Annotated in this window: 14 protein-coding genes; 6 read left to right on the top strand and 8 right to left on the bottom strand. The window is 65.4% G+C overall.

Annotated elements, in window-relative coordinates:
• Position 1 precedes the first annotated feature (1 nt).
• From Q0082_RS14755 to Q0082_RS14720, 8 genes are all read right to left on the bottom strand, one after another.
• Complete coding sequence (locus Q0082_RS14755; RefSeq protein ID WP_298194033.1) at positions 2-1255, bottom strand: sarcosine oxidase subunit beta family protein; 1254 nt, start codon at positions 1253-1255, stop codon at positions 2-4.
• Between the two features lie 2 nt (positions 1256-1257).
• Positions 1258-2499: an aromatic ring-hydroxylating dioxygenase subunit alpha gene (locus tag Q0082_RS14750; protein WP_298194030.1), complete on the bottom strand. Its 1242-nt coding sequence runs from the start codon at positions 2497-2499 to the stop codon at positions 1258-1260.
• Between the two features lie 4 nt (positions 2500-2503).
• On the bottom strand, positions 2504-5011 hold the full coding sequence (locus Q0082_RS14745; RefSeq protein ID WP_298194027.1) for an FAD-dependent oxidoreductase: 2508 nt from the start codon (positions 5009-5011) through the stop codon (positions 2504-2506).
• Between the two features lie 270 nt (positions 5012-5281).
• Complete coding sequence (locus tag Q0082_RS14740; protein ID WP_298194025.1) at positions 5282-6931, bottom strand: APC family permease; 1650 nt, start codon at positions 6929-6931, stop codon at positions 5282-5284.
• Between the two features lie 10 nt (positions 6932-6941).
• Positions 6942-8609, bottom strand: a complete 1668-nt coding sequence (betA, locus tag Q0082_RS14735; protein ID WP_298194022.1) for a choline dehydrogenase — start codon at positions 8607-8609, stop codon at positions 6942-6944.
• On the bottom strand, positions 8596-10002 hold the full coding sequence (betB, locus tag Q0082_RS14730; RefSeq protein WP_298194020.1) for a betaine-aldehyde dehydrogenase: 1407 nt from the start codon (positions 10000-10002) through the stop codon (positions 8596-8598). The genes betA and betB overlap by 14 nt, the downstream gene beginning before the upstream one ends.
• A gap of 93 nt (positions 10003-10095) precedes the next feature.
• Positions 10096-12540 (bottom strand): TonB-dependent receptor, encoded by a 2445-nt coding sequence (locus tag Q0082_RS14725; protein WP_298194018.1) that lies wholly within the window; start codon positions 12538-12540, stop codon positions 10096-10098.
• Between the two features lie 228 nt (positions 12541-12768).
• Positions 12769-15111 carry a transketolase gene (locus Q0082_RS14720; RefSeq protein ID WP_298194016.1) on the bottom strand — a complete coding sequence of 781 codons (2343 nt, stop codon included), beginning with the start codon at positions 15109-15111 and terminating at the stop codon, positions 12769-12771.
• 134 nt (positions 15112-15245) lie between these two features.
• On the opposite strand from Q0082_RS14720, the gene Q0082_RS14715 reads away from it, so the two are divergent.
• The 6 genes from Q0082_RS14715 (at position 15246) to Q0082_RS14690 (ending at position 21869) form a co-directional block, all read left to right on the top strand.
• Positions 15246-15719, top strand: a complete 474-nt coding sequence (locus Q0082_RS14715) for an Lrp/AsnC family transcriptional regulator (RefSeq protein WP_072380658.1) — start codon at positions 15246-15248, stop codon at positions 15717-15719.
• A gap of 310 nt (positions 15720-16029) precedes the next feature.
• Positions 16030-17238, top strand: a complete 1209-nt coding sequence (locus tag Q0082_RS14710; RefSeq protein ID WP_298194014.1) for a CoA transferase — start codon at positions 16030-16032, stop codon at positions 17236-17238.
• Positions 17235-18467, top strand: a complete 1233-nt coding sequence (locus Q0082_RS14705) for an acetyl-CoA C-acetyltransferase (protein WP_298194011.1) — start codon at positions 17235-17237, stop codon at positions 18465-18467. The genes Q0082_RS14710 and Q0082_RS14705 overlap by 4 nt, the downstream gene beginning before the upstream one ends.
• Before the next feature lie 2 nt (positions 18468-18469).
• On the top strand, positions 18470-20056 hold the full coding sequence (locus Q0082_RS14700; RefSeq protein WP_298194008.1) for an acyl-CoA dehydrogenase family protein: 1587 nt from the start codon (positions 18470-18472) through the stop codon (positions 20054-20056).
• Positions 20056-20916, top strand: a complete 861-nt coding sequence (locus Q0082_RS14695) for a hypothetical protein (protein WP_298194006.1) — start codon at positions 20056-20058, stop codon at positions 20914-20916. The genes Q0082_RS14700 and Q0082_RS14695 overlap by 1 nt, the downstream gene beginning before the upstream one ends.
• Complete coding sequence (locus Q0082_RS14690) at positions 20913-21869, top strand: NAD(P)H-binding protein (protein WP_298194003.1); 957 nt, start codon at positions 20913-20915, stop codon at positions 21867-21869. Before Q0082_RS14695 ends, Q0082_RS14690 begins: the two co-directional genes overlap by 4 nt.
• Position 21870 lies beyond the last annotated feature (1 nt).

The following is a 21870-nucleotide window of genomic DNA, read 5'->3' as shown; positions in this document are numbered from 1 at the left end:
CTCAGTGCGCGACGGCGGCCGCAGCCGCCTCGTCGATCAGCCGGCCATTGCGGAACCGGTCGAGATTGTAGGGCGCGTTGATCTTGTGCGGCTCGTCGTGCGCCATGGTGTAGGCGAGGAGGTCGCCCGCACCCGGCGTCGCCTTGAAGCCGCCGGTGCCCCACCCGCAGTTCACGTAGAGCCCCTTGACCGGCGTCTTGCCGAGGATCGGCGAGCGGTCCGGCGTCACATCGACGATGCCGCCCCACGTGCGCAGCATCCGCATGCGCGTGAAGATCGGGAAGATCTCGCAGATCGCCGCCAGCGTATGCTCGACGATGTGGAACGCGCCGCGCTGCGAATAACTGGTGTACTGGTCGGTGCCCGCGCCGATCACCAGCTCGCCCTTGTCGGACTGGCTCATGTAGGCATGGACGGTGTTCGACATGACGACGCAAGGGAAGATCGGCTTGACCGGCTCCGAAACCAGCGCCTGCAGCGGATAGCTTTCGAGCGGAAAATCGAGGCCGGCCATCTTCATCACGAGCGAGGTGCTGCCCGCCGCCGAAACGCCGACCCGGCGTGAGGCAATAAAGCCGCGCTCGGTCTCGACGCCCTCGATCGCCCCGTCTGCGCCGCGCCGGATGCCCGTCACCGCGCAGTTCTGGATGATGTCCACGCCCAGCGCCGAGGCTGCACGGGCATAACCCCAGGCCACGCTGTCATGCCGCGCCGTGCCGCCGCGCCGCTGCAGCGCGCCGCCCAGCACCGGATGGCGGGTGCGCGGCGAAATATCGAGCGGCGGGCAATAGGCCTTGCACTCTTCCGGCGTCAGCCATTCGTTGTCGACGCCGTTGAGCCGGTTGGCGTGGATGTGCCGCTTGAAGCTCTGCACATCATGCACATTGTGCGCGAGCATCAGCACGCCGCGCTTCGAATACATGATGTTGTAGTTGAGTTCCTGGCTCAGCCCGTCCCACAGCTTCACCGCGTGATCGTAGAGGTGCGCGCTCTCGTCGTAGAGGTAGTTCGAGCGGATGATCGTGGTGTTGCGCCCGGTGTTCCCGCCGCCCAGCCAGCCCTTCTCGATCACCGCGACATTGGTGATGCCGTACTTCTTGGCGAGGTAATAAGCCGCGCCAAGCCCGTGCCCGCCCGCGCCGACGATGATCGCATCGTAGCTCGCCTTGGGGGCCTTGTCGGGCCAGTGCTCGGGCCAGCCCTGATGGCTGCGGAACGCCTCGCCGATCAGGTTGAAACCGGAAAACCGCTTCATCGTCAGTCGATCCCCAGAGCGGCGCGGCTGCGCTCGACGTAGAAGGCCTTGAACGCGTCCACCAGCTTCTCCTCGACCGAATACATCCCCGGGCGGTAGCCATCGCCCTTGATCCCGGCGTGGTTGATTGCCGAGAAGTGGCTGTCTTGCGCGTTGGTCGCGCGCCACACCGCGGCGAGGTTTTCAGGGTCGTAGTCGACGCCTTCAACTGCATCTTCGTGCACGAGCCATGTCGTGCGCAGCAGCGTCTTGTCCGGGCCCAGCGGCGTGAGCGAGAACGTCACCACGTGATCGCAGCAGAAGTGGTGCCACGAATTGGGCTGCGTCCAGACCGAAAGGCTGGTCTGCTCCTGATCGCCATGCGGCCAGATCAGCTTCTTCGAGGCAGGCTTGCCGTCAAGCGTCTGTGAGACGGCGCCGTTCGCCAGCGGCAACCGCGCGACGCGGTGCCACCAGTTGTCGGGAAACTCGATCAGATCGTAGTAGATCCCGAGATCCTTCCAGCGCTGGCGCTGCGCTTCCAGCATAGCATCGAATGCGGCGTCATCCACCACATCGGCCTCGCCGTCTTCCGGCAGGCCCTTGCCGAAGCCATAGGTCGAAAGCGACTTCATCAGCTCCGGATGGCCCGCGTCGCAGTGATAGCACTCGCGGTTGTTTTCCATGACGAGCTTCCAGTTGGCGGGCTCGATCAGGTCGTCCTGCACCGCCACCTTGAGCTTGGTCATGTCGAAGATCGCGATCTGCTCTTCGATATCGGCCTTCACCCGGTCGATCGGCGGCGGATTGTCCGAAAGGCACAGGAAGATCAGGCCGCCGATGTTTTCGAGCGCGACAGGCCGCAGGCCATTCTCCGCCTTGTTGAAGTCCTCCGGCATGTTGCGCGCCGCCAGCAGCTTGCCATCGAGCGCGAAGGTCCACTGGTGATAGGGGCAGGTGATACGCGCAGACTTCCCCGCGCTCTCGCACAGCTTGGCGCCGCGATGCGTGCAGGTGTTGTGGAAGGCGCGGATTTCGCCCTGCTTGTCGCGCACCACGATCACCGACGTTTCGCCCAGTTCAAACAGGAACTGATCGCCCGGGTTTTTCACGTGCGCCACGGTGCAGGCATAGAGCCACACCTGCTTGAGCATGACCTCGGTATCGAACCGGTAGGCCTCCTCGCTGACGTAGAGCTTCTGCGGCAGGGTGAAGCCCGGCTTGTCCTGCTTCAGGCTTTCGGCAATCGCGTCAAAGTGCATCATGGGATCAGCTCCGCAATGCGTTGTTGTCCGGGTCGAACGGCGAATCCGGGATGATCACCGCGCGGCGCGGCTCACCCAGGATCACGATTTCCAGTTCCGTGCCGATGGCGGCATGTTCAGGTGCGACCATCGCGAGCGCCAGGCTCTTGGCCGTTCGCCAGCCATAGCCGCCCGAGGTCGCGCGGCCAACCAGCGCGCCATCGCGGAGGATCGCTTCCGATCCGCGCGCGTCGGCATCGGTCACGCCGAAGACTTCCAGCGTGACGAACTGCCACTTTAGCCCCGCTTCCTTGCGCGCCAGCAGCCCCTCGCGGCCCTTGAACGCCGGCTTCTTGAAGCTGACGAAGCGGTCGAGCCCGCTTTCGAGCGCCGCATATTCGATCGAAAGCTCGCGCGGGATCAGCTTGTAGCTCTTCTCGATCGCCATCGCGGTCATCGCACGGATGCCGAAGGGCTTGATCTGGAACTCCGCACCCGCAGCCATGATCTTGTCGAAGATGTAGTTCTGCATCTCGATCGGGTGATGGATTTCGAAGCCCAGCTCACCGATAAAGTTGACGCGCAGTAGATCGACCTTGGCGCTGCCCAGCGAAACCGACTGGCCGGTGAGCCAGGGGAACGCCGCGTTCGAAAGATCGGCGTGGGTCAGCTTCTGCAGCACGTCGCGCGACTTCGGCCCCGCCACGACCAGCACGCCCATCGCCGTCGTCAGCCGCTCGAAGCGCACCGAACCGTCGGTCGGCAAGGCCTTCACCAGATAGTCCTGGTCATGCCGCTCCAGCGCGCCCGCCGAGACGAGGTAATAGGCCTGCGGACCCTTCTTGTAGACAGTGAACTCCGCGCGCACACCGCCTGCATCCGTCAGCAGGTACGAGAGCGTGACGCGGCCCGTCTTCTTCGGGACCACGTTGGAGAGCAGGCCATTCAGCCAGTCTTCCGCGCCGGGGCCGGAAATCATGCACTTCGCAAACGCCGACATGTCCTGAATTCCGACATGCTGCGTCACATGGCGGCATTCGTTGCCGACATGCTCGAAGTAGTTCGAGCGGCGGAACGACCACTTCTCGCGGATCGGCTCGCCCGGCACATCGGGGTGATTGTGGTTGAGGATCACGTCGGGCTTGTCGAGATCGGCTTCGCTCAGTTCATAGCCTTCGGGCGCGAACCAGTTGGGGCGCTCCCATCCAAACACGCTGCCGAACACAGCACCCAGCGCCTTCATCCGGTCGTAGCACGGCGTGCGGCGCAGCGGACGCGCGGCCTCGCGCTCCTCGTCGGGGTAGTGCACGGTGAAGACCTTGGCGTAGGCTTCCTCATTCTTCTCGATGAGGTAGCCCTCACCCGCGTAGTCGCCGAAGCGGCGCGGATCGACGCCCATCATGTCGATGCTCGGCTCACCCTCGACGATCCACTGCGCCAGCTGCCAGCCTGCGCCGCCCGCAGCCGTGATGCCGAAGGAGTGGCCTTCGTTGAGCCAAAAGTTCTTCTTGTCCCACGCCGGGCCGACGATGGGCGAACCATCGGGGGTGTAGGCGATGGCGCCGTTGTAGACCTTTTTGACGCCCACTTCGCCGAACGCCGGCACGCGCGCGATGGCCGAGAGGATATAGGGCTCGAGACGCTCCAGCGCGTCGGGGAACAGTTCGTACTCGCTGTTGGCCGCCGGTCCCTTCACGTAGCACGCAGGCGCGCCGACTTCATAAGGCCCGAGCAAGAGGCCGCCCGCTTCCTCACGCATGTACCAGCTTGCGTCGCTTTCGCGCAGCACGCCCATTTCAGGCAGACCCGCCTTGCGCCGCGCCATGATCTCGGGGTGCTGCTCGGTCACGATATACTGATGCTCGACCGGCACGACCGGAATATCGAGGCCGATCATCTCGCCCGTCTGGCGCGCGAAGCTGCCGGTCGCGGAGACGACATGCTCGCAGGTGATCTCGCCCTGGTCGGTCGTCACCAACCATTCGCCATTGGCCTTCTGGGTGATGCCGGTGACGGTCGTGTTGCGGTAGATCGTCGCCCCACGCTGACGGGCGCCCTTGGCGAGCGCCTGCGTGAGATCGGCGGGCTGGATATAGCCGTCGGCCGGGTGCTGAATCGCGCCGAGCACGTTCGTCATGTCGGCCAGCGGCCAGATCGCCTTGACCTCGTCGGGGCTGAGGAAGTTCACCTCGACCCCGATGGTGCTCGCGACCCCGGCGTAGTACTTGTACTCGTCCATGCGGTCGCGCGTGGTGGCGAGGCGGATGTTGGAAACGTTGGAGAAGCCGACGTTGAGCTCGGTCTCGGCCTCCAGCGAGGGGTAGAGATCGACCGAGTACTGGTGCAGCTTGCCGACCGAGTACGAGAGGTTGAACAGCGGCAGCAGGCCCGCGGCGTGCCACGTGGAACCCGAAGTCAACTCCTTGCGCTCGATCAGAACGCAATCGCTCCAGCCGAGCTTGGCGAGGTGATAGAGCGTGCTCACGCCCACCACACCGCCACCGATCACCACTACCCGCGCTGTCGTCTTCATTTCGCCCTCGGCTTTCGATCTCTTATATCAGGGATCCGATATGCCAGCCAAGCGCGCGCGGCTGAACCGCTCATTGCGGCTATCGCAAAGACTTATGCAGAGTATTAGGTCGTTAGAGGCCAAACAATCCGAAGTCCGCCACTTACCGCCCCTCCCCCGGTTCGGGGGAGGCCGGGTGGGGGTGCGCTGAGCTTGACGGAAAGGCCGAACCCCCACCCCCAACCCCTCCCCACCGGCGAGGAGAGCCAAGGTTGCCCTCGGGGCGGTGAGCTACCCCACCGGCACCGGCAGCATGGCCAGTGAATGCGCCGCAAACACCACCACCGCAGCGCCCGCCAGCGCAACCCACGGCAGCAGCCCCGCGCGCTTCATCGCCGGGCTTTCGGCAAAATCTTCCGACAGCGCGGCCGGGAACACACCCTTATCCTGCACGTAATGGCGAAAGGCAAAGACCGGCAGGATCAGCAGCACGCCGATGAGGCCGTTGCGCAACGTGCCAGCCCCATAGACGTCCGCGCCTGCGCCCATGAAAGCCATGTTCACGAAACCCAACACGGCGCCAAGCCCCAGCAGCCAGGTCGGGCAGCGAAACGGGCGCTCCCAATTGGCCCGGTCCATGCGGTGGATCCAGCCCGATTGCAGGTTGAGGAAGTTGAAGGCCATGTAGCAGACGTTGCTGATCATCAGCACCGCGAAGTAGTCCGAGGCGAGCAGCAGCACGAGGTTGAACGCGAGATCGGTCCACATCGCCGCCGTCGGCGCGCCGTGGCTGTTCACCCGGCCCAGATACTTCGGCAGCCAGCCATCGACCGCCGCCTGATAGAGCGTGCGCGAGGAGCCCATCATCGAGGTCATCACGATCAGCAGCAGCGAGAGGATCAGCATCGCGATGAACAGGTTGGCGACGACCACCGCGCCGCCGGCCGTAACGCCCAGCCCCTTGGTCACGATGGTGGCGAGCGCCAGCGCCACGCCGGACCCATCCCCGATGCGCGGGTCCATCATCGCTTCCAGCCCCAGCGAGGCCTGGAACGCCAGCGGCACCAGCGCGAAGATCACGATGCACAGAATGCCCGAGGCAATCAGCGCGCGCGGCGTATCCTTCGCCGGGTTCTTGAACTCGCGGGTATAGCAGACCGCTGTCTCGAATCCGTAAGTCGACCAGCCAGCACCGAACATCGCGGCAGCCATTAGTGTCAGGCCATAGCCGTCCCATGTGCCGAAATGCGCATGGCCCGCCGCATCGCGCACCAGGGGCAGGATCGGAAACAGGTTCTGCGTCGGCAGATCACCGGTGATCAGCGGCACGAAGCCTACGAGGATGAGCGGGGCAAGGCAGGCAATGCCGAGGATCTTCTGCGCATTCGCAGCCTTGGCCGCACCGCCATGCTGCAACGCAAAGGTCAGCAGCAGAAACGCGGTCCCGATGATCGAGACGGCGTTGATGCGCAGCGTCAGCTTCTCCCGGATAAAGCCCAGATCGAGCAGCGTGATGTGCCAGGTGTTGATCGCGCTGTCGGGCGCAAACAGGCTCGCCATGATGTAGCCCGCCGCCAGACTGGTGCCGAGCGTCAGCACCGGCGACCAGGCCAGCCAGTTGCACCACACCGAAATCGGCGCGACAAACTTGGAATAGGGCAGCCATGCCGCCGCCCCATAGACCGAGGCCCCGCCAGACTTGTGCGGATAGAGCCCGGCGATCTCGGCGTAGACGAAGCTCTGCAGGAAACCCATCATGATCGAGGCAATGAAGATCACCCAGCTTGGCTGGCCAATCATCGTCGCGATCCCGCCGATGGTCAGGAGCACGCCCGCTGGAACGCCGCTCGAGGCCCAGAATGCGCCCTTCCAGTCGAGCGAGCGGAGCAGTTCGCCGTTCTCCTCGATCCCAGCGACGTCGGCGACCGCGGCTCCGCTCATCGTTGCCCCATCATCGTTGAGCTGTCTCCCAATCCGGCGCAACGTAGTAGGGCGCGTTCGACGGCGCGAGCAGCTCTTTGCCGAGAATGTGGTCCGCGCCCTTTTCGCCGATCATGATCGTTGGCGCGTTGAGGTTACCTGTCGTCACCGAGGGCATGACCGAGCTGTCGACCACCCGCAGCCCCTCGATACCGATCACCCTGAGCTCGGGATCGACCACCGCCATCGGATCATCCACTGCGCCCATCTTGCAAGTGCACGAGGGGTGATAGGCGCTTTCAACCTTCTGGCGAATGAACGCATCGATCGCCTCGTCGCTCGTCACATCCGCACCCGGCTGGATCTCCCGCCCGCGCCACGGCGCGAAGGCCGGCTGCTGGAATATTTCCCGCGTCAGCCGCACGCAGGCGCGCATTTCCTCGATATCATCGGGGTGCGTCATGTAGTTGAAGCGGATCACCGGCTTGTCCGCCGGGTCGGCGCTGCGCAGCGTCACCGTCCCCCGGCTCTTCGAGCGCATCGGGCCGACGTGGGCCTGAAACCCGTGCTCGCTTGCCAGCGAATTGCCGTCGTAGCTCACCGCCATCGGGAAGAAGTGATACTGGATGTCGGGATAGCGGATGCCCGCCTTGCTGCGGATGAAGCCGCAGGTCTCGAAATGATTGGTCGCACCAAGGCCCGATTTCAGGAACAGCCAGCGCGCACCGACATAGCCTTTGCCGAAAAGATTGGCGTACTTGTAGAGCGTGACCGGCTGGGTGCAGGCCATCTGGAAATAGAACTCCAGGTGATCCTGCAGGTTCGCGCCGACGCCCGGGCGGTCTGCCACCACCGCAATCCCATGCTGCGCCAGTTCCGCCGCCGGACCGATGCCGGAAAGCTTCAACAATTGCGGCGAATTGATCGGCCCGCCGGCAAGGATCACTTCGCGCCCGGCCCGCACGATGGACCGCCCTCCATAGCGCTCGATCTCCACGCCGACCGCGCGCTTGCCTTCCAGAACCACCCGCGTCGCCAGCGTATGCTGCAACACCGTCAGGTTCGGGCGCCGCATCGCCGGACGCAGATAGGCTTTGGCCGCACTGCAGCGCTCGCCATCGCGGACGGTCATGTCCATCCGGCCGAAGCCTTCCTGCCGGTAGCCGTTGACGTCGTCGGTCAGGCTGTACCCCGCCTGCTGCGCTGCATCGAGCCAGGCCTGGTTGAGCGGGTTTTCGAGCGTGCCGTAGCGCGTATCTAGCGGCCCCTCGCCGCCGCGATATTCGTTGCCGCCCTCGTCGCGGCGCTCAGCGCGCTTGAAGTAGGGGAGCACCGAGGCATAGTTCCAGCCCCGCGCGCCTTCCTCTTCCCAGCGCTCGAAATCGAGCGGATTGCCGCGAATGTAGACAAGGCCATTGATCGACGACGAACCGCCCAGCCCCTTGCCGCGCGGGGTGTGCAGCACGCGCCCGTCAAGCCCCGGCTCAGGCTCGCTTTCATAGTGCCAGTTCCACCGCGTGGTGTTCATAGGGATGGCCAGCGCGCTTGGCATCTGGATGTAGATCGACTGGTCCGATCCGCCGAATTCCAGCACCAGCACCTTGTGCTTGCCATCGGCAGAAAGCCGGTCCGCCAGCACGCAGCCGGCCGAGCCGGCTCCTACGATGATGTAATCGAACTCACCCTCAGTAAGGGGCATCGATTGGCTCCATCGCGACATAGACGCCCTTGAGGCGCGTGAAGTGCTGGATCGCTTCGCGGCTGTTCTCAAAGCCGATCCCGGACTGCTTGAACCCGCCAAACGGCATTTCGACCGGGCAGATGTTGAAGGTGTTGATCCAGCAGGAACCCGCATCGAGCGCCGCGATCACGCGGTGCGCGCGCGTCAGGTCATTGGTGAACACACCGGCCGCCAGCCCGAACTCGGTATCGTTCGCCCGCGCGATTACTTCCTCTTCGCTATCGAAAGGCAGCACCGTCATGACGGGGCCGAAGATCTCTTCGCGCACCACGGTCATGTCGTCGGTGCATGCGGTAAACACCGTCGGCGCCACGAAAAAGCCCGCCGCCGGCACGCCCTCGGTCACGCGGTGTCCGCCGGTCAGGACTTCGGCGCCTTCCGCCTTGCCCTTCTCGATATAGCCCATGACCTTGTTCAGGTGCGCTTCCGAAATCAGCGAGCCCATCTGGGTTGCGGGGTCCATCGGATCGCCCAGCTTGATCCGCTCGGTGCGCGCCTTCAGGCTTTCGAGGAACTGCGGCAGCACGCTGCGCTCGACGAATACGCGCGTCCCGTTCGAGCAGACTTCACCCGCCGAATAGAAATTGGCGAGATGCGCGCCCGAAACCGCGTTCTCGATATCGGCATCGGCAAAAATGATCAGCGGTGATTTGCCGCCCAATTCCAGCGTCACGTTCTTGAGCGTGGAAGCTGCGCCTGCCATGATCTTCTTGCCGGTCGGCACACTGCCGGTGAGCGAGATCTTCGCAATGCCAGGATGTTCGGTCAGCATCGCTCCCGTTGCACCAAAGCCGTGAAGCACCTGGAAGAGTCCCTCGGGCAACCCGGCCTCGAGGTAGATCTTCTCCACTTCTATCGCGGTGAGCGGGGTCAATTCCGATGGCTTGAAGATAACCGCATTCCCGCAGGCGAGCGCCGGCGCCGATTTCCAGCAGGCGATCTGGATCGGATAGTTCCACGCGCCGATCCCTGCACAAACCCCGAGCGGCTCGCGCCGGGTATAGCCGAACGCCGACGGCCCGAGATCGATATGCTCGCCCGCAATAGTCGGGGCGACACCGGCAAAGAACTCGAGGCAATCAATGCCCGAGACGACATCGACAACCAGCGTTTCCTGGATCGGCTTGCCGGTATCGCGCGTCTCGATTGCGGCCAGTTCATCGTTCCGCTCGCGCAGGATATCCGCCGCGCGGCGCAGGATGCGCCCACGCTCGGTCCCGGTGCGCTTGGCCCATTCCTTCTGCGCAGCCGCCGCCTTGGCTACCGCCGCGTTGACTTCGGCCTCACCGGCGATGGGCAGCGTCGCCAGCACTTCACCGGTCGCGGGATTGATTGTCTCGAAAGTAGCCATGACCCTGCAATCTCAAGGAGAAGCCCTCTCCCCTTGAGGGGAGAGGGTTGGGAGAGGGGAGTTCGGCGCCAGCCCGCAAAGGCCGGCTACCGATTACTTCCCGAAGTGCCACACCGCATTCACGCCCCACGTGCGCGGCTTGGCATAGACGCCCGTGGTGTAGCCCCAATAGGTCGAGGCGTCGAAGGCATAGACGCGGTACTTGCGCTCGAACAGGTTGTTCACGAAGAACGCCAGATCGAGGTTGCTGTCCTTGGGCGTGAAGCCCACACGCACGTTCGCCACAGCATAAGCCCGCTCGCGCTCCACCGGTGCGCACATCACCGTAAAGCAGAACTTGCCCGTGTAGAGCGCGTCCGCCTGCAGCGAGGCACGGCCGATCCCGGTGTCGAACTCATACCGCACCAGCGCATTGCCGGCAAAGCCGGGCGCCTGCGGCAGGTCGCTGGTTTTCACCGTCACGCCGTCCGGCAGCAGCACGTTCTTGACTTCGCTGTCCTGCACCGCGCCCGAAAGCTGCAGCGTCAGACCCGGGATCGGACGGCTGGTGATGTCCGCCTCGATACCCTTGATCTTCGCCGGCAGGTTGCGAACCACCTGCGCCGCGAAGACCTGTACGAAGGCCTGGTAGTTCTTGTAATCGTAGTAGAACGCCGAAAGGTTGAACTGCGTGTTCCCCGGCAGCTTGGCTTTCACGCCCACTTCGTAGGCATTGAGCGTCTCGGGCCGATAGGGAATGTTGTTCAGCACATCGACCAGCTGCGTCGGGAACGGCGTACCGGTCGAGAAGGTGAACCCGCCCGATTTCGAACCGCGGTTATAGCTCGCATAGATCAGCGTGTCGGGCGTCGGCTTGTAGTCGATTTCCGCCCGCGCCGTGACGCCGCGGAAGGTCGGGTTTGCTGCATCCGGCGTGGTCGTAACGCCCGAGGGCGCACCGCTGCTATAGGTCCACGAGCCCGGCGTCACCGTGCCGGTCGTATCGTTATAACGGATATCGTCCGGCCCGAAGTAGAGCGAAAGCGCATAAGGCCCGGTCGGCGCGACCGCATTGTAGACGCCGCGCTTCTTGTCCTGCCAGTAGCGGATGCCGCCGATCAGCTTCCACTGGTCGCTGATCTTGAATTCGTCCTGCGCGAAAAACGCAAAGCTCTCGGTGCGCTGGGTGAAGTTCACGTCCGGATCGTACTGGATGAACGGCACCGCATACTTGGCGGCAAACTTGCCATCGATGATCATGCCAAAGCCGCCGATGGTCAGGTAGTTCTGACCGAACGTGGCTGCAGCGCGGATTTCCTGGCTGACCTGATTGGTGCGCGCGCGCTGGAAGAACACCGTACCGCTCTCATAGCAGGTCACGCTCTGCGCGGGCGCGGGGCACGGGCCGGGCGAGCGCGGAATGCCCTGCGGCACGTAGGGGAACTCGGGCACGCTGTCGCCCTGCTCGATGTAGAACTTCTTGAGGTGCTGATAGTCGGTGATCGAAGTCACGTCGAACGCGCCCAGCTTGGCATCGAGCCGCAGCGTGGCGCCGAACACGTCGCGATCGACATAAGCATCATTGGTGCCCGCCGTGCGCCACGGATTGCCGCCCTGCGAAGGCGTGATCGCCGGGTTGGCATAACCGTTACCGGTCGTGCCCGTCACGCCCCAGTACGAACAGAATTCCTTCGGCCCGAGGAATTCGCCCTGGAACTGCGCGTTGGGGCACGTCGGCTCGAGCGAGTAGATGCCTGCCTGCCGCTCACGGTCGGCCTTGGCGTAGCGCACCGTCAGCTTGGCCTTGAAGTCGCTGCTCGGCTCCCACTTCACGATGCCGCGCAGCGCCCAATGGTTGTCCGCGCCGCGGTCCGGCTGGCCGGGGGTGATGTTCTTGATGTAGCCGTCATCGCGCGTGTACTGGCCCGAGATGCGCGCGGTCAGCGTGTCAGACAGCGGGCCCGAAAGCGCGCCTTCCAGCACCACCTGATTGAAGCGGCCATACGTCGCCGAAAGATAGCCGTCGAGCTTGTCGGTCGGCTGCGCAGAGATGAACTGCACCGCGCCGCCCGTGGCGTTGCGGCCAAACAGCGTGCCCTGCGGGCCCCGCAGCGCTTCCACGCGCGCAAGGTCGAACACCGGGAAGCTCGCCGCGGTGATTGACGAGGTATAGCTGTCATCCTGATAGACCGCGACCGGCGGCTCCTGCTGGTCGCCATAGTCGTTCTGCGAGACACCGCGGATATTGTAGACGACCTGGCTCGATCCATAGGCGTTGAACTTGAGGTTCGGGATCGCACGCACGACGTCTGTCGCATTGACGATGTTCAGGGCCTTGATGTCCTTGGCCCCGATCACGCTCACCGCGATGCCGACATCGTTGGCCTTCTGCTCGCGGCGCTGTGCGGTGACGACGATCTCGGCAGTCTCGGGCGCTGCGGCGGTTTCTGTGGCCTGCGCGTCCTGCGCGATGGCCGGTGTTGCCAGCACCCCCAGCGTTGCACCCGCAAGCGCCGTGCCCGCCAGCATCGCGCGGCGGATGGTGATCATGTCGCTCATGTTCATATCTTTTCTCCCCGGAGGTCAGCGACCCTCCCGCTTCTCCAGATGAACGAAGAAGTGCCTCAAGCCTCCGATGCGCGCAAGCGCACCCGGCGCGCGGCAAACCAATCCGCGTCAGGCGATGCCAAACTGCAACAAATATTTCAGGTACTTAGGGAACAAATCCCAACATCAAGTGGACTTATATCTTCCATTAGATGTTAGAATGCTGTAGGTTTGCCCGGCTCACCCCTCCAGAAACAGCTCCGCCGCCGCATCGATGATCGCATCGGCATCGAGCCGGTAGGTCCGGTAGAGGTCGGGCAGATCGCCCGTCTGGCCGAACCGGTCGACTCCCAGCGGGCTCACCCGCATGCCCTTGACCGCGCCCAGCCACGAGAGAGCCGAGGGCGATCCGTCGATCACCGTCACCAGCCCGGCATTCGGCGAAAGCGCGCCGAGCAGGGTGTCGATATGACTGGGTTCCGGCCTCTTGCCCGTCCAGCGCGCCGCACGCCGCGCCGACCAGCCGCGGTGGAGCAGATCGGGCGAAGTCACATTGAGCAGCCCCAGCCCCGGCAGATCCTCGCGCAGCGTTTCCCACGCCGCCAACGCCTCGGGCGCGATCGCCCCGGTGAACACGATGGCCGCCTCCGCGCCGTGCGCCGGACGCTTGAGCCAGTAGGCGCCCTTCAACGCATCGGCTTCCCAGCTCTCGTCCTCGCGAACGACTTGCGTGATCGAGCGCGTGCTGAGCCGCAAGTACACCGAAGCCCCATCGGGCTTCTGCATATGCTCGAAGGCATGGCGCATCAGCAGCGCCACTTCGTCGGCAAACGCCGGTTCGAGGTAATCGAGGTTGGGCTGCCCCATCCCGATCAGCGGCGTGTTGATCGACTGGTGCGCGCCGCCCTCGGCGCCGAGCGTGAGGCCTGAAGGCGTCCCCACCAGCAGGAACCGCGCATCCTGATAGCAGCCGTAGTTCAACGCATCGAGCCCGCGCGCGATGAAGGGATCGTAGACCGTCCCCACCGGCAGCAGCCGTGTCCCGAAATGCGGCGCGGAAAGCCCGAAGGCTGCCAGCACGAGGAAGAAGTTGGTCTCGGCAATCCCCAGCTCGACATGCTGCCCGGCCGTGTTGCCCACCCACTTCTGCGCCGATGGGATGCGCGCAGCCTGAAACACGTCCTTGAGCTCGCTCCGCCGGAAGAGGCCCCGCCGGTTGACGAAGCCGCCAAGGTTCGTGGTCTGCGTCACGTCGGGCGCCGTCGTGACGATGCGGTCGCCCAGCGGATCGCCGGGCCGCGCCAGATCCATCAGGATGCGCCCGAAGGCAGACTGCGTCGATTGCTCCTCGCCCTCCGGCACCGCCAGCCGCGCGGGCACCGGTATCGCTGGCGGGCTGTGCTCGGCAGGCTTCCCCGCCAGCGCGCTGCGCTCGACGAAGGCCTTGAGTTCCGCTACCAGATTATCGCCCAGCCCGCCCCACGGCTCCCACTCTGCCCCTTCGGCAATGCCCATGCTCGCGCGCAGACCCTCGATCTGCACGGTGTTCATCATGCCCGAATGGTTGTCCTTGTGCCCCGCCAGCGGCAGGCCATAGCCCTTGACGGTGTAGGCGATGAATAGCGTCGGCTTGTCGTCATTCGCCTGCGCAAAGGCCTCGATCAGCGTCTCGGCGCAGTGCCCGCCAAGGTTGGTCATCAGCTGCGCCAGCGCAGCATCGTCGAAACTCTCGATCAGAGCGCGCGTCTTGGGCTGGTCGCCAAGGTCCTTCATCAGCCGCTCGCGCCAGGCCGAACCGCCCTGATACGTGAGCGCTGCAAACTCGGCATTGGGGCAGTTGTCGATCCAGTCCTCCAGCGCCGCCCCGCCGGGCTTCGCGAACACCGCCTTCTGCAGCTTCCCGCTCTTCAGCGTGATCACCCGCCAGCCGCAGGTCTCGAAGATATCGTCGAAGCGGCGGAACATGCGGTCCGCGGTCGTCGCATCGAGTGACTGGCGGTTGTAGTCGACCACCCACCAGCAATTGCGGATATCGTGCTTGTAGGCCTCGATCAGGCATTCATAGATATTGCCTTCGTCGAGCTCGGCATCGCCCATCAGCGCGATCATCCGTCCCGCATCGGCCTCGCTCATATGTCCCTGCGCGATGCAGTAGTCCTGCACGAGGCTGGCAAAGGCGGTGATTGCGACGCCAAGGCCGACTGATCCGGTCGAGAAGTCGACCGGGATCTGGTCCTTCGTGCGTGAGGGATAGCTCTGCATCCCGCCCAGCCCGCGAAAGCGCTGCAGCTGCTCGAGCGACTGGTTGCCCAGCATGTAATGGATCGCATGGAGCAGCGGCCCTGCGTGCGGCTTCACCGCCACCTTGTCTTGCGGGCGCAGCGCATGGAAATAGAGCGCGGCCATGATCGTCGACATCGAAGCGCAGCTCGCCTGATGCCCGCCCACCTTCATCCCGTCGCGCTTAGTGCGGATGTTGTTGGCATTGTGAACCGTCCACGCCGAAAGCCAGCGCAGCCGCGCATCGAGCGCTTCGATGGCGGGGACCAGTTGGACGCGGGGATCGGCAAGTGCGGCGGTCATGGCATTCGAGTCCGTCGTGAAGCGTGGATTCACGAAACATAGCCGGAAGCGCCGCGCAGCGTCTTGCGAACTTTGCCTCGCACGGGCACACTATTGGCATAATCTGCCAATTTTGGCGCCATGAGTAAAAGATAATGCCGGATACCGATCTCGACGCGATTGACCGCAAGATCCTGCGCCGCCTCCAGCAGAACGGCCGCCTCACCAACCAGCAGCTCTGCGAGGATGTCGGCCTCAGCCCAAGCCCCTGCCTGCGCCGCGTCCGCGCGCTGGAGGAACGCGGGGTGATCTCCGGCTATGTCGCCTTGGTCGAACCAGAGACCATTGGCCTCCCTGTCAACGCCTTCGTGCGCATCCGGCTCGACCAGCAGGACGATCACCACCTTGCGACCTTCGAAAGCGCCGTCGCCGAGTTTCCCGAAGTCATGGACTGTTACCTGATGACCGGCGAGGCGGACTACCAGCTGCGAGTCCTCGTCCCCTCGCTCGCCGCCTTCGAGGATTTCCTGAGGAAGCGTCTCACGCGGATCGCCGGCGTTGCGCAAGTGACGACGAGCTTTGCCCTGCGCCCCATCGTGAACCGCACCGCGCTGCCAGTGCCAGACTAATTGGCCCCCCATCCGTTCGTGCCGAGCGGAGTCCAGACACCACACCCTCGCCCTGCCCCTTTGTCCCTGCCCCCTTCGTCATTGCGAGCGAAGCGAAGCAATCCAGAGCGGCACGCACAGAGCTCTGGATTGCTTCGTCGCTGCGCTCCTCGCAATGACGAAGGGGGATAAGAGCCGCTCTGACATGAGGTGCGCCCTGGGCACTCTCCCCTCGAAATCGACAGCTACCCGCCAAGGCCCTTGGCTTAAACGCTCGATTGATTACACGGTGGGACAAACCACAAGAACCGTCCTGAAAGCCCGCGACCCCATGTACAATCTGCTCTCCGGTATCACGGTGATCGAGGTCTCCTCCTTCGTCGCGTCGCCGACCATCGGGCTCTATCTCGCCCAGTTCGGCGCCGAAGTGATCCGAGTCGACCAGATTGGCGGGGGCCAGGATTTCAAGCGCTGGCCGCTGACCCCCGAAGGCCACTCGCTTTCGTGGGAAAACCTCAACCGCGCCAAGAAGAGCGTCGCGCTCGATCTCACAAGCCGCGAAGGGCGCGACGTCCTCACCCGCCTGATCCAGAGCGTCGGCACCCTCGTCACGAACCTCCCCGTCGGCGGCTTCCTCGCCCACGAGAAGCTCGCCGCCGGCCGCCCCGATCTTATCACCGTGCGCGTGATGGGCTGGCCGGATGGCGCCATCGCGCTCGATTATACGGCCAACGCCGTCGTCGGTTATCCCGCGCTGACCGGCACACTGGCCGACCCCGCGCCGGTCAACCACGTTCTCCCCGCGTGGGATCTCCTCACCGGAGCCTACGGCGCCTTCGCCCTCGTCTCCGCGCTGCGACGCCGGGATGAAACCAGCCTCGGCGGCGAAGTGCGCCTCCCCCTCACCGATATCGCCATGGGCTCCGCCGCAAATCTCGGCCGCGTCGCCGAAGTCCTGCAGAACTGCGCGGACCGCGAGCGCCTCGGCAACGGGGTCTACGGCACGATCGGCCGCGACTTCGTGACCGCTGACGGCGTGCGCGTGATGATCGTCGCGATCAACGAACGCCAATGGCAAGGCCTCGTCCGTGCGCTCGATCTCCAGCAGAGCCTCGCCGCGCTGGAGGCTCGCCACGGCATCTCCTTCACCGGCGACGACGGCGTGCGCTACACCCACCGCGATGCGATCTACGCGTTGATCGAGGCTGCTATCGCCCCGCTCTCCCACGCAGCCCTGTCCGAAAAGCTCGACGCGAACGGCGTCACCCACGGCCCCTACAAGTCCATGCCCGAAGCCGTGCAGGACCCGCGGCTCGTTGGCGAAAATCCGATGTTCCAGCACACCGCGGACAACCCCAGCGGCTTCGCCTACCCGGCGGCAGGGGCCTTCGCGACCTTCCCGGGCCTCGAACGCCGCACCCCCGCCCCCGCGCCCGTGCTCGGCGCCGATACGCGCGAAGTGCTCGCCAGCCACCTCGCCCTCGATCCCCAAGCCATAGACCAGCTTATCGAAGCCGGCATCGCAGGAACCTCCGCATGACCAAGCTCACTCGCGCCGCCATTGTCGCCCCCATCCGTACCGCCGTCGGCAAGTTCGGCGGCAGCCTTGCCGATCTCAACGCCGGCCAGCTTGGCGCGGTTATCCTCAAAGCGCTGATGGAGCGCACGAAGATCGACCCCGCACGGGTCGACGACGTCGTCTTCTCGCAAGGCTATGGCAATGCCGAAGCGCCAGCCATCGGCCACTGGTCATGGCTCGCCGCCGGGCTCCCCATGGAAGTCCCCGGCTACCAGCTCGACCGCCGCTGCGGCTCGGGCCTGCAAGCCGTCATCAACGCCGCGATGATGGTGCAGACCGGCCAGTCCGATGTCGTCGTCGCGGGCGGCGTCGAGTCCATGTCGAACGTCGAATACTACACCACCGAAGGCCGCCGCGGCACCCGCGCGGGGGGCCTGATGCTCCACGACCGCCTCACCCGCGGCCGCCTCATGTCGCAGCCGATCGAGCGCTTTGGCGTGATCTCAGGCATGATCGAAACGGCCGAAAACCTCGCGCGCGACTACGATATCAGTCGCGAAGCCTGCGACGCCTATGCCGTCCGCAGCCACCAGCGCGCCGCCGCCGCGTGGAAGAACGGCCTGTTCGATGATGAACTCGTCCCTGTCGAAATCCCCCAGAAGAAGGGCGACCCCAAGATCTTCGCCCACGACGAAGGCTACCGTGCCGACGCGACGATGGAGAGCCTCGGCGCGCTGAAAGCCTTGGAAGCCAAGGCCATCCCCGGCGCGGTTGTCACTGCCGGCAACGCCAGCCAGCAGAACGACGCCGCCGCCGCCTGCCTCGTCGTCGCCGAACACAAGCTCGAAGAACTCGGCCTCGAACCCATCGCCTGGTTCCACTCCTGGGCGGCCGCCGGCTGCGATCCGGCGCGCATGGGCATCGGCCCCGTCCCGGCGGTCGAGCGCCTGTTCGCCCGCACCGGCCTCGGCTGGAGCGATATCGACCTCGTCGAACTCAACGAAGCTTTCGCGCCGCAAGTCCTCGCCGTGCTCAAGGGTTGGGGCTGGTCCGACAACGACAGCCGCCACGATGTGCTCAACGTCAACGGATCGGGCATTTCGCTCGGCCATCCCATCGGTGCGACCGGGGGGCGCATCCTCGCCAACCTCACACGCGAACTCGTCCGGCGCGACGGCCGCTTCGGCCTTGAGACCATGTGCATCGGCGGCGGCCAGGGCATCGCCGCAGTCTTCGAGCGCGCGGCCTGAGCATGGACCTCAAAGCGCCGCTTCTTGCGGCCATTGCCTACCGCGAAGCCGCCCGCGCCGCGCTCGCCCGCCGCCTCGCCAACCGTCCGGTCGATGCGGAGCAGCGCGCCGCGCACGGCTTTGCATGGATCGCCACCAGCGTGGCCGCTCTCGAAGCCGTCGCGCAGTGGGCCGAGGGAAGCAGCAATCCGCTCGATGCCCATGTTGCGCAGCTCGCTTTCGCCGAAACGCTAGGCCAGCTCACCGGCGCGCTCCTCATGGGCCCCGCCGAAATGCTGCGCCCGGCAGACCTCGGGCTCACCGCCGAAGCCCGCACCCTCGCCGATATCGCCGCGCCCTTGCTCGATGCCGACATGGCCGAAACCCGCGCCGCTCTCGCCGCCGCGCTCGCCGAAGGCCAATGGCCCAGCGAAACCTTCCACGACGCTGCGCTCGATGAAATCCGCGCCCAGTTCCGCCGCTTCACCGATGCCGAGATCCTCCCCCACGCGCACAAGTGGCACCTCGCCAATGCACTTATCCCGGACGAGACCGTGCGCGCGATGGCCGATCTCGGCACCTTCGGCGTCTGCATTCCTGAGGAGTACGGCGGCCTCGGCCTCGGCAAGCTGGTCATGTGCCTTGTCAGCGAGGAACTCTCGCGCGGCTGGATCGGCGCAGGCTCGCTCGGCACCCGCTCGGAGATCGCGGGCGAACTCATCATGCTCGGCGGCACCGAAGCGCAGAAGGCCGAATGGCTCCCCCGCATCGCGGCGGGCGAGACCCTACCCGTCGCGGTCTTCACCGAACCCGATGTCGGCTCCGATCTCGGCGCCCTCACCACCCGCGCGAAGCAGGATGAAAGCGGCGACTGGGTCATCCACGGCGCCAAGACCTGGATCACCCACGCCGCCCGGTCCGACGTGATGACGCTGCTCGTCCGCACCCAGCCCGACACCCCGGGCTACGCCGGCCTTTCCATGCTCCTCGTCCCCAAGCCGCGCGGCACCGAGGACAACCCCTTCCCCGCCGAAGGCATGACCGGCAGCGAAATCGAAGTCCTCGGCTACCGCGGCATGCGCGAATACACCTTGCAGTTCGATGGCATGCGCGCGCCCGCCGATGCCCTTCTCGGCGGCAAGGAAGGCGCCGGCTTCAAGCAGCTCATGCAGACCTTCGAAGGCGCCCGCATCCAGACCGCCGCGCGCGCCGTCGGCACCGCCCGCCGCGCGCTGGAACTGGGCCTCGATTACGCGCTCCAGCGCAAGCAGTTCGGGCAGGCACTCATCCACTTTCCCCGCGTGGCGGACAAACTCGCGGTCATGCTCGCCGAATACGTCACCGCGCGCGAACTCTCCTACGCCGCCGCGCGCGCCAAGGACGCGGGCCGCCGCTGCGATATCGAAGCCGGCATGGCCAAGCTCCACGCCGCCCGCGCCGCATGGACCGCAGCCGACGCCAGCCTGCAAATCCACGGCGGCAACGGCTATGCGCTCGAATACGAGATCAGCCGCGTATTGTGCGACGCGCGCATCCTTTCGATCTTTGAAGGCGCGGCGGAAATTCAGGCGCAAGTCATCGCGCGCGGCCTCATGGCGGGGCGCGGCTGATGGCGGATTACACCGCATGGATCGGCCGCGAGGAATTGCGCCGCGATGTGCTCATCGCCAGCCTGCTCACCCGCTGGTGCGCCACGCTGGACCGCGCCGAGCCTGCAGACAACGCTGCCCCTCAGGGCCTCCACTGGTGCCTTTGCACGCCCGATGCCGCGACCGCCATGCTGGGGCCGGACGGCCACCCCAGGCGCGACGACAGCCCCGGCAGCCTCCTCCCCCCTCTCCCGCTCGAACGCCGCATGTGGGCGGCGGGGTCCGCCGAATTCCTTGCCCCGATCCCCTGCGACAGCGTCATCGAACGCCGCAGCCGCGTGCTTTCGATCACCGAAAAGCAGGGTGGCACAGGCCCGCTCGTCTTTGCCGAGCTCGCGCACGAAACCTTCGCGGGCGAAACCCTCGCGGTCCGCGAAACGCAGACGCTGGTCTACCGCGATGCCCCGCCCCCCGGCAGCCCGCCCGCCCCGCCGCCGCTGGGCGAAGGCCGCTTCGATCCCGCCGGGTGGGATGCGGTGCGCGAAGTGCTCCCCACTGCTGCGCTCCTGTTTCGCTTCTCCGCGCTCACCTTCAACACCCACCGCATACACTACGATCACCCTTACGCGACCGGCACCGAGGGCTATCGCGGTCTCGTCGTCCACGGTCCGCTGATCGCCACCTTGCTGCTCGATCTCGCCCGCCGCACGCTGGGATCGGAAACGGCGCTGGCGAAGTTCAGCTTCCGTGCCGTTTCTCCCGCCGTGGCCGACGAGCCCCTGCACCTTGCCCTGAAGCGCGATGAAGCCGGCTTCATCCTCGCCGCCCACGCCGCCGATGGCCGGCAGGTCATGGCCGCCAAAGCCGCGCCGAGGCCATGAGCCGCGTCGCGCTGCTCGGTGCCACTGGCACGATCGGCAGGGCGACCGCGCAGGCGCTTGTCGATGCGGGGCACGAGGTCGTCGCGATTGTCCGGCACGAGCCCGCCGAGCCCCTCCCCAGCGTACGCCTCCGCCGCGCCGACCCTGCCGATACGGTCAGCCTGATGCATGATGGCTTTGCCGGCGAACATTTCGACGCCGTCGTCTCCTGCATGGCCTCGCGCACCGGTGTCCCGCGTGATGCCTGGGCGATTGACCACAAGGCGCACAGCCACGCGCTCGCCCTCGCCGAGCGATGCGGTGCGCAGCATTTCGTGCTGCTCTCGGCAATCTGCGTGCAGAAGCCGCTCCGCGCCTTCCAGCAGGCCAAGCTCGCTTTCGAGGCCGAGCTGATCGCCTCGGGCTTGCGCTATTCGATCGTACGCCCAACCGCCTTCTTCAAATCACTATCCGGCCAGATCGAGCGTGTGCGCCAGGGCAAGCCTTTCCTCCTTTTCGGTGATGGCACGCTCACCGCCTGCAAGCCGATCAGCAACCGTGATCTTGCCGCCTATATCGCCGGTTGCCTCACCGATCCCGAACGCTGGAACAAGGTGCTTCCCATTGGCGGCCCCGGCCCTGCGATCACCCCGCGCGATCAGGGCGAGGCACTCTTCGCCCTCGCCGGCCTGCCGCCCAAGTACCGCTCGGTCCCACCGGGCTTCATCGGCGGCATCGCTGGTACACTCGGCCTTGCCGCGCGCCTCGTCCCCGCGCTCGCCACCAAGGCCGAACTTGCCCGCATCGGGCACTACTATGCGACGGAATCCATGCTCGTTCTCGATCCCGCGACCGGCCAATACAGCGCCGCGTTGACGCCCGAAACCGGCAGCGACACCCTGTTCGATCACTACCGCGCCGTGCTCGCTGGCGAAGCCGCGCCGGATGATCGCGGCGAGCACGCGGTGTTCTGAT

This window comes from Novosphingobium sp., from assembly GCF_027489515.1.
Classification (GTDB): Bacteria; Pseudomonadota; Alphaproteobacteria; order Sphingomonadales; family Sphingomonadaceae; genus Novosphingobium.
This window is presented reverse-complemented; position numbering and strand designations above follow the sequence as displayed.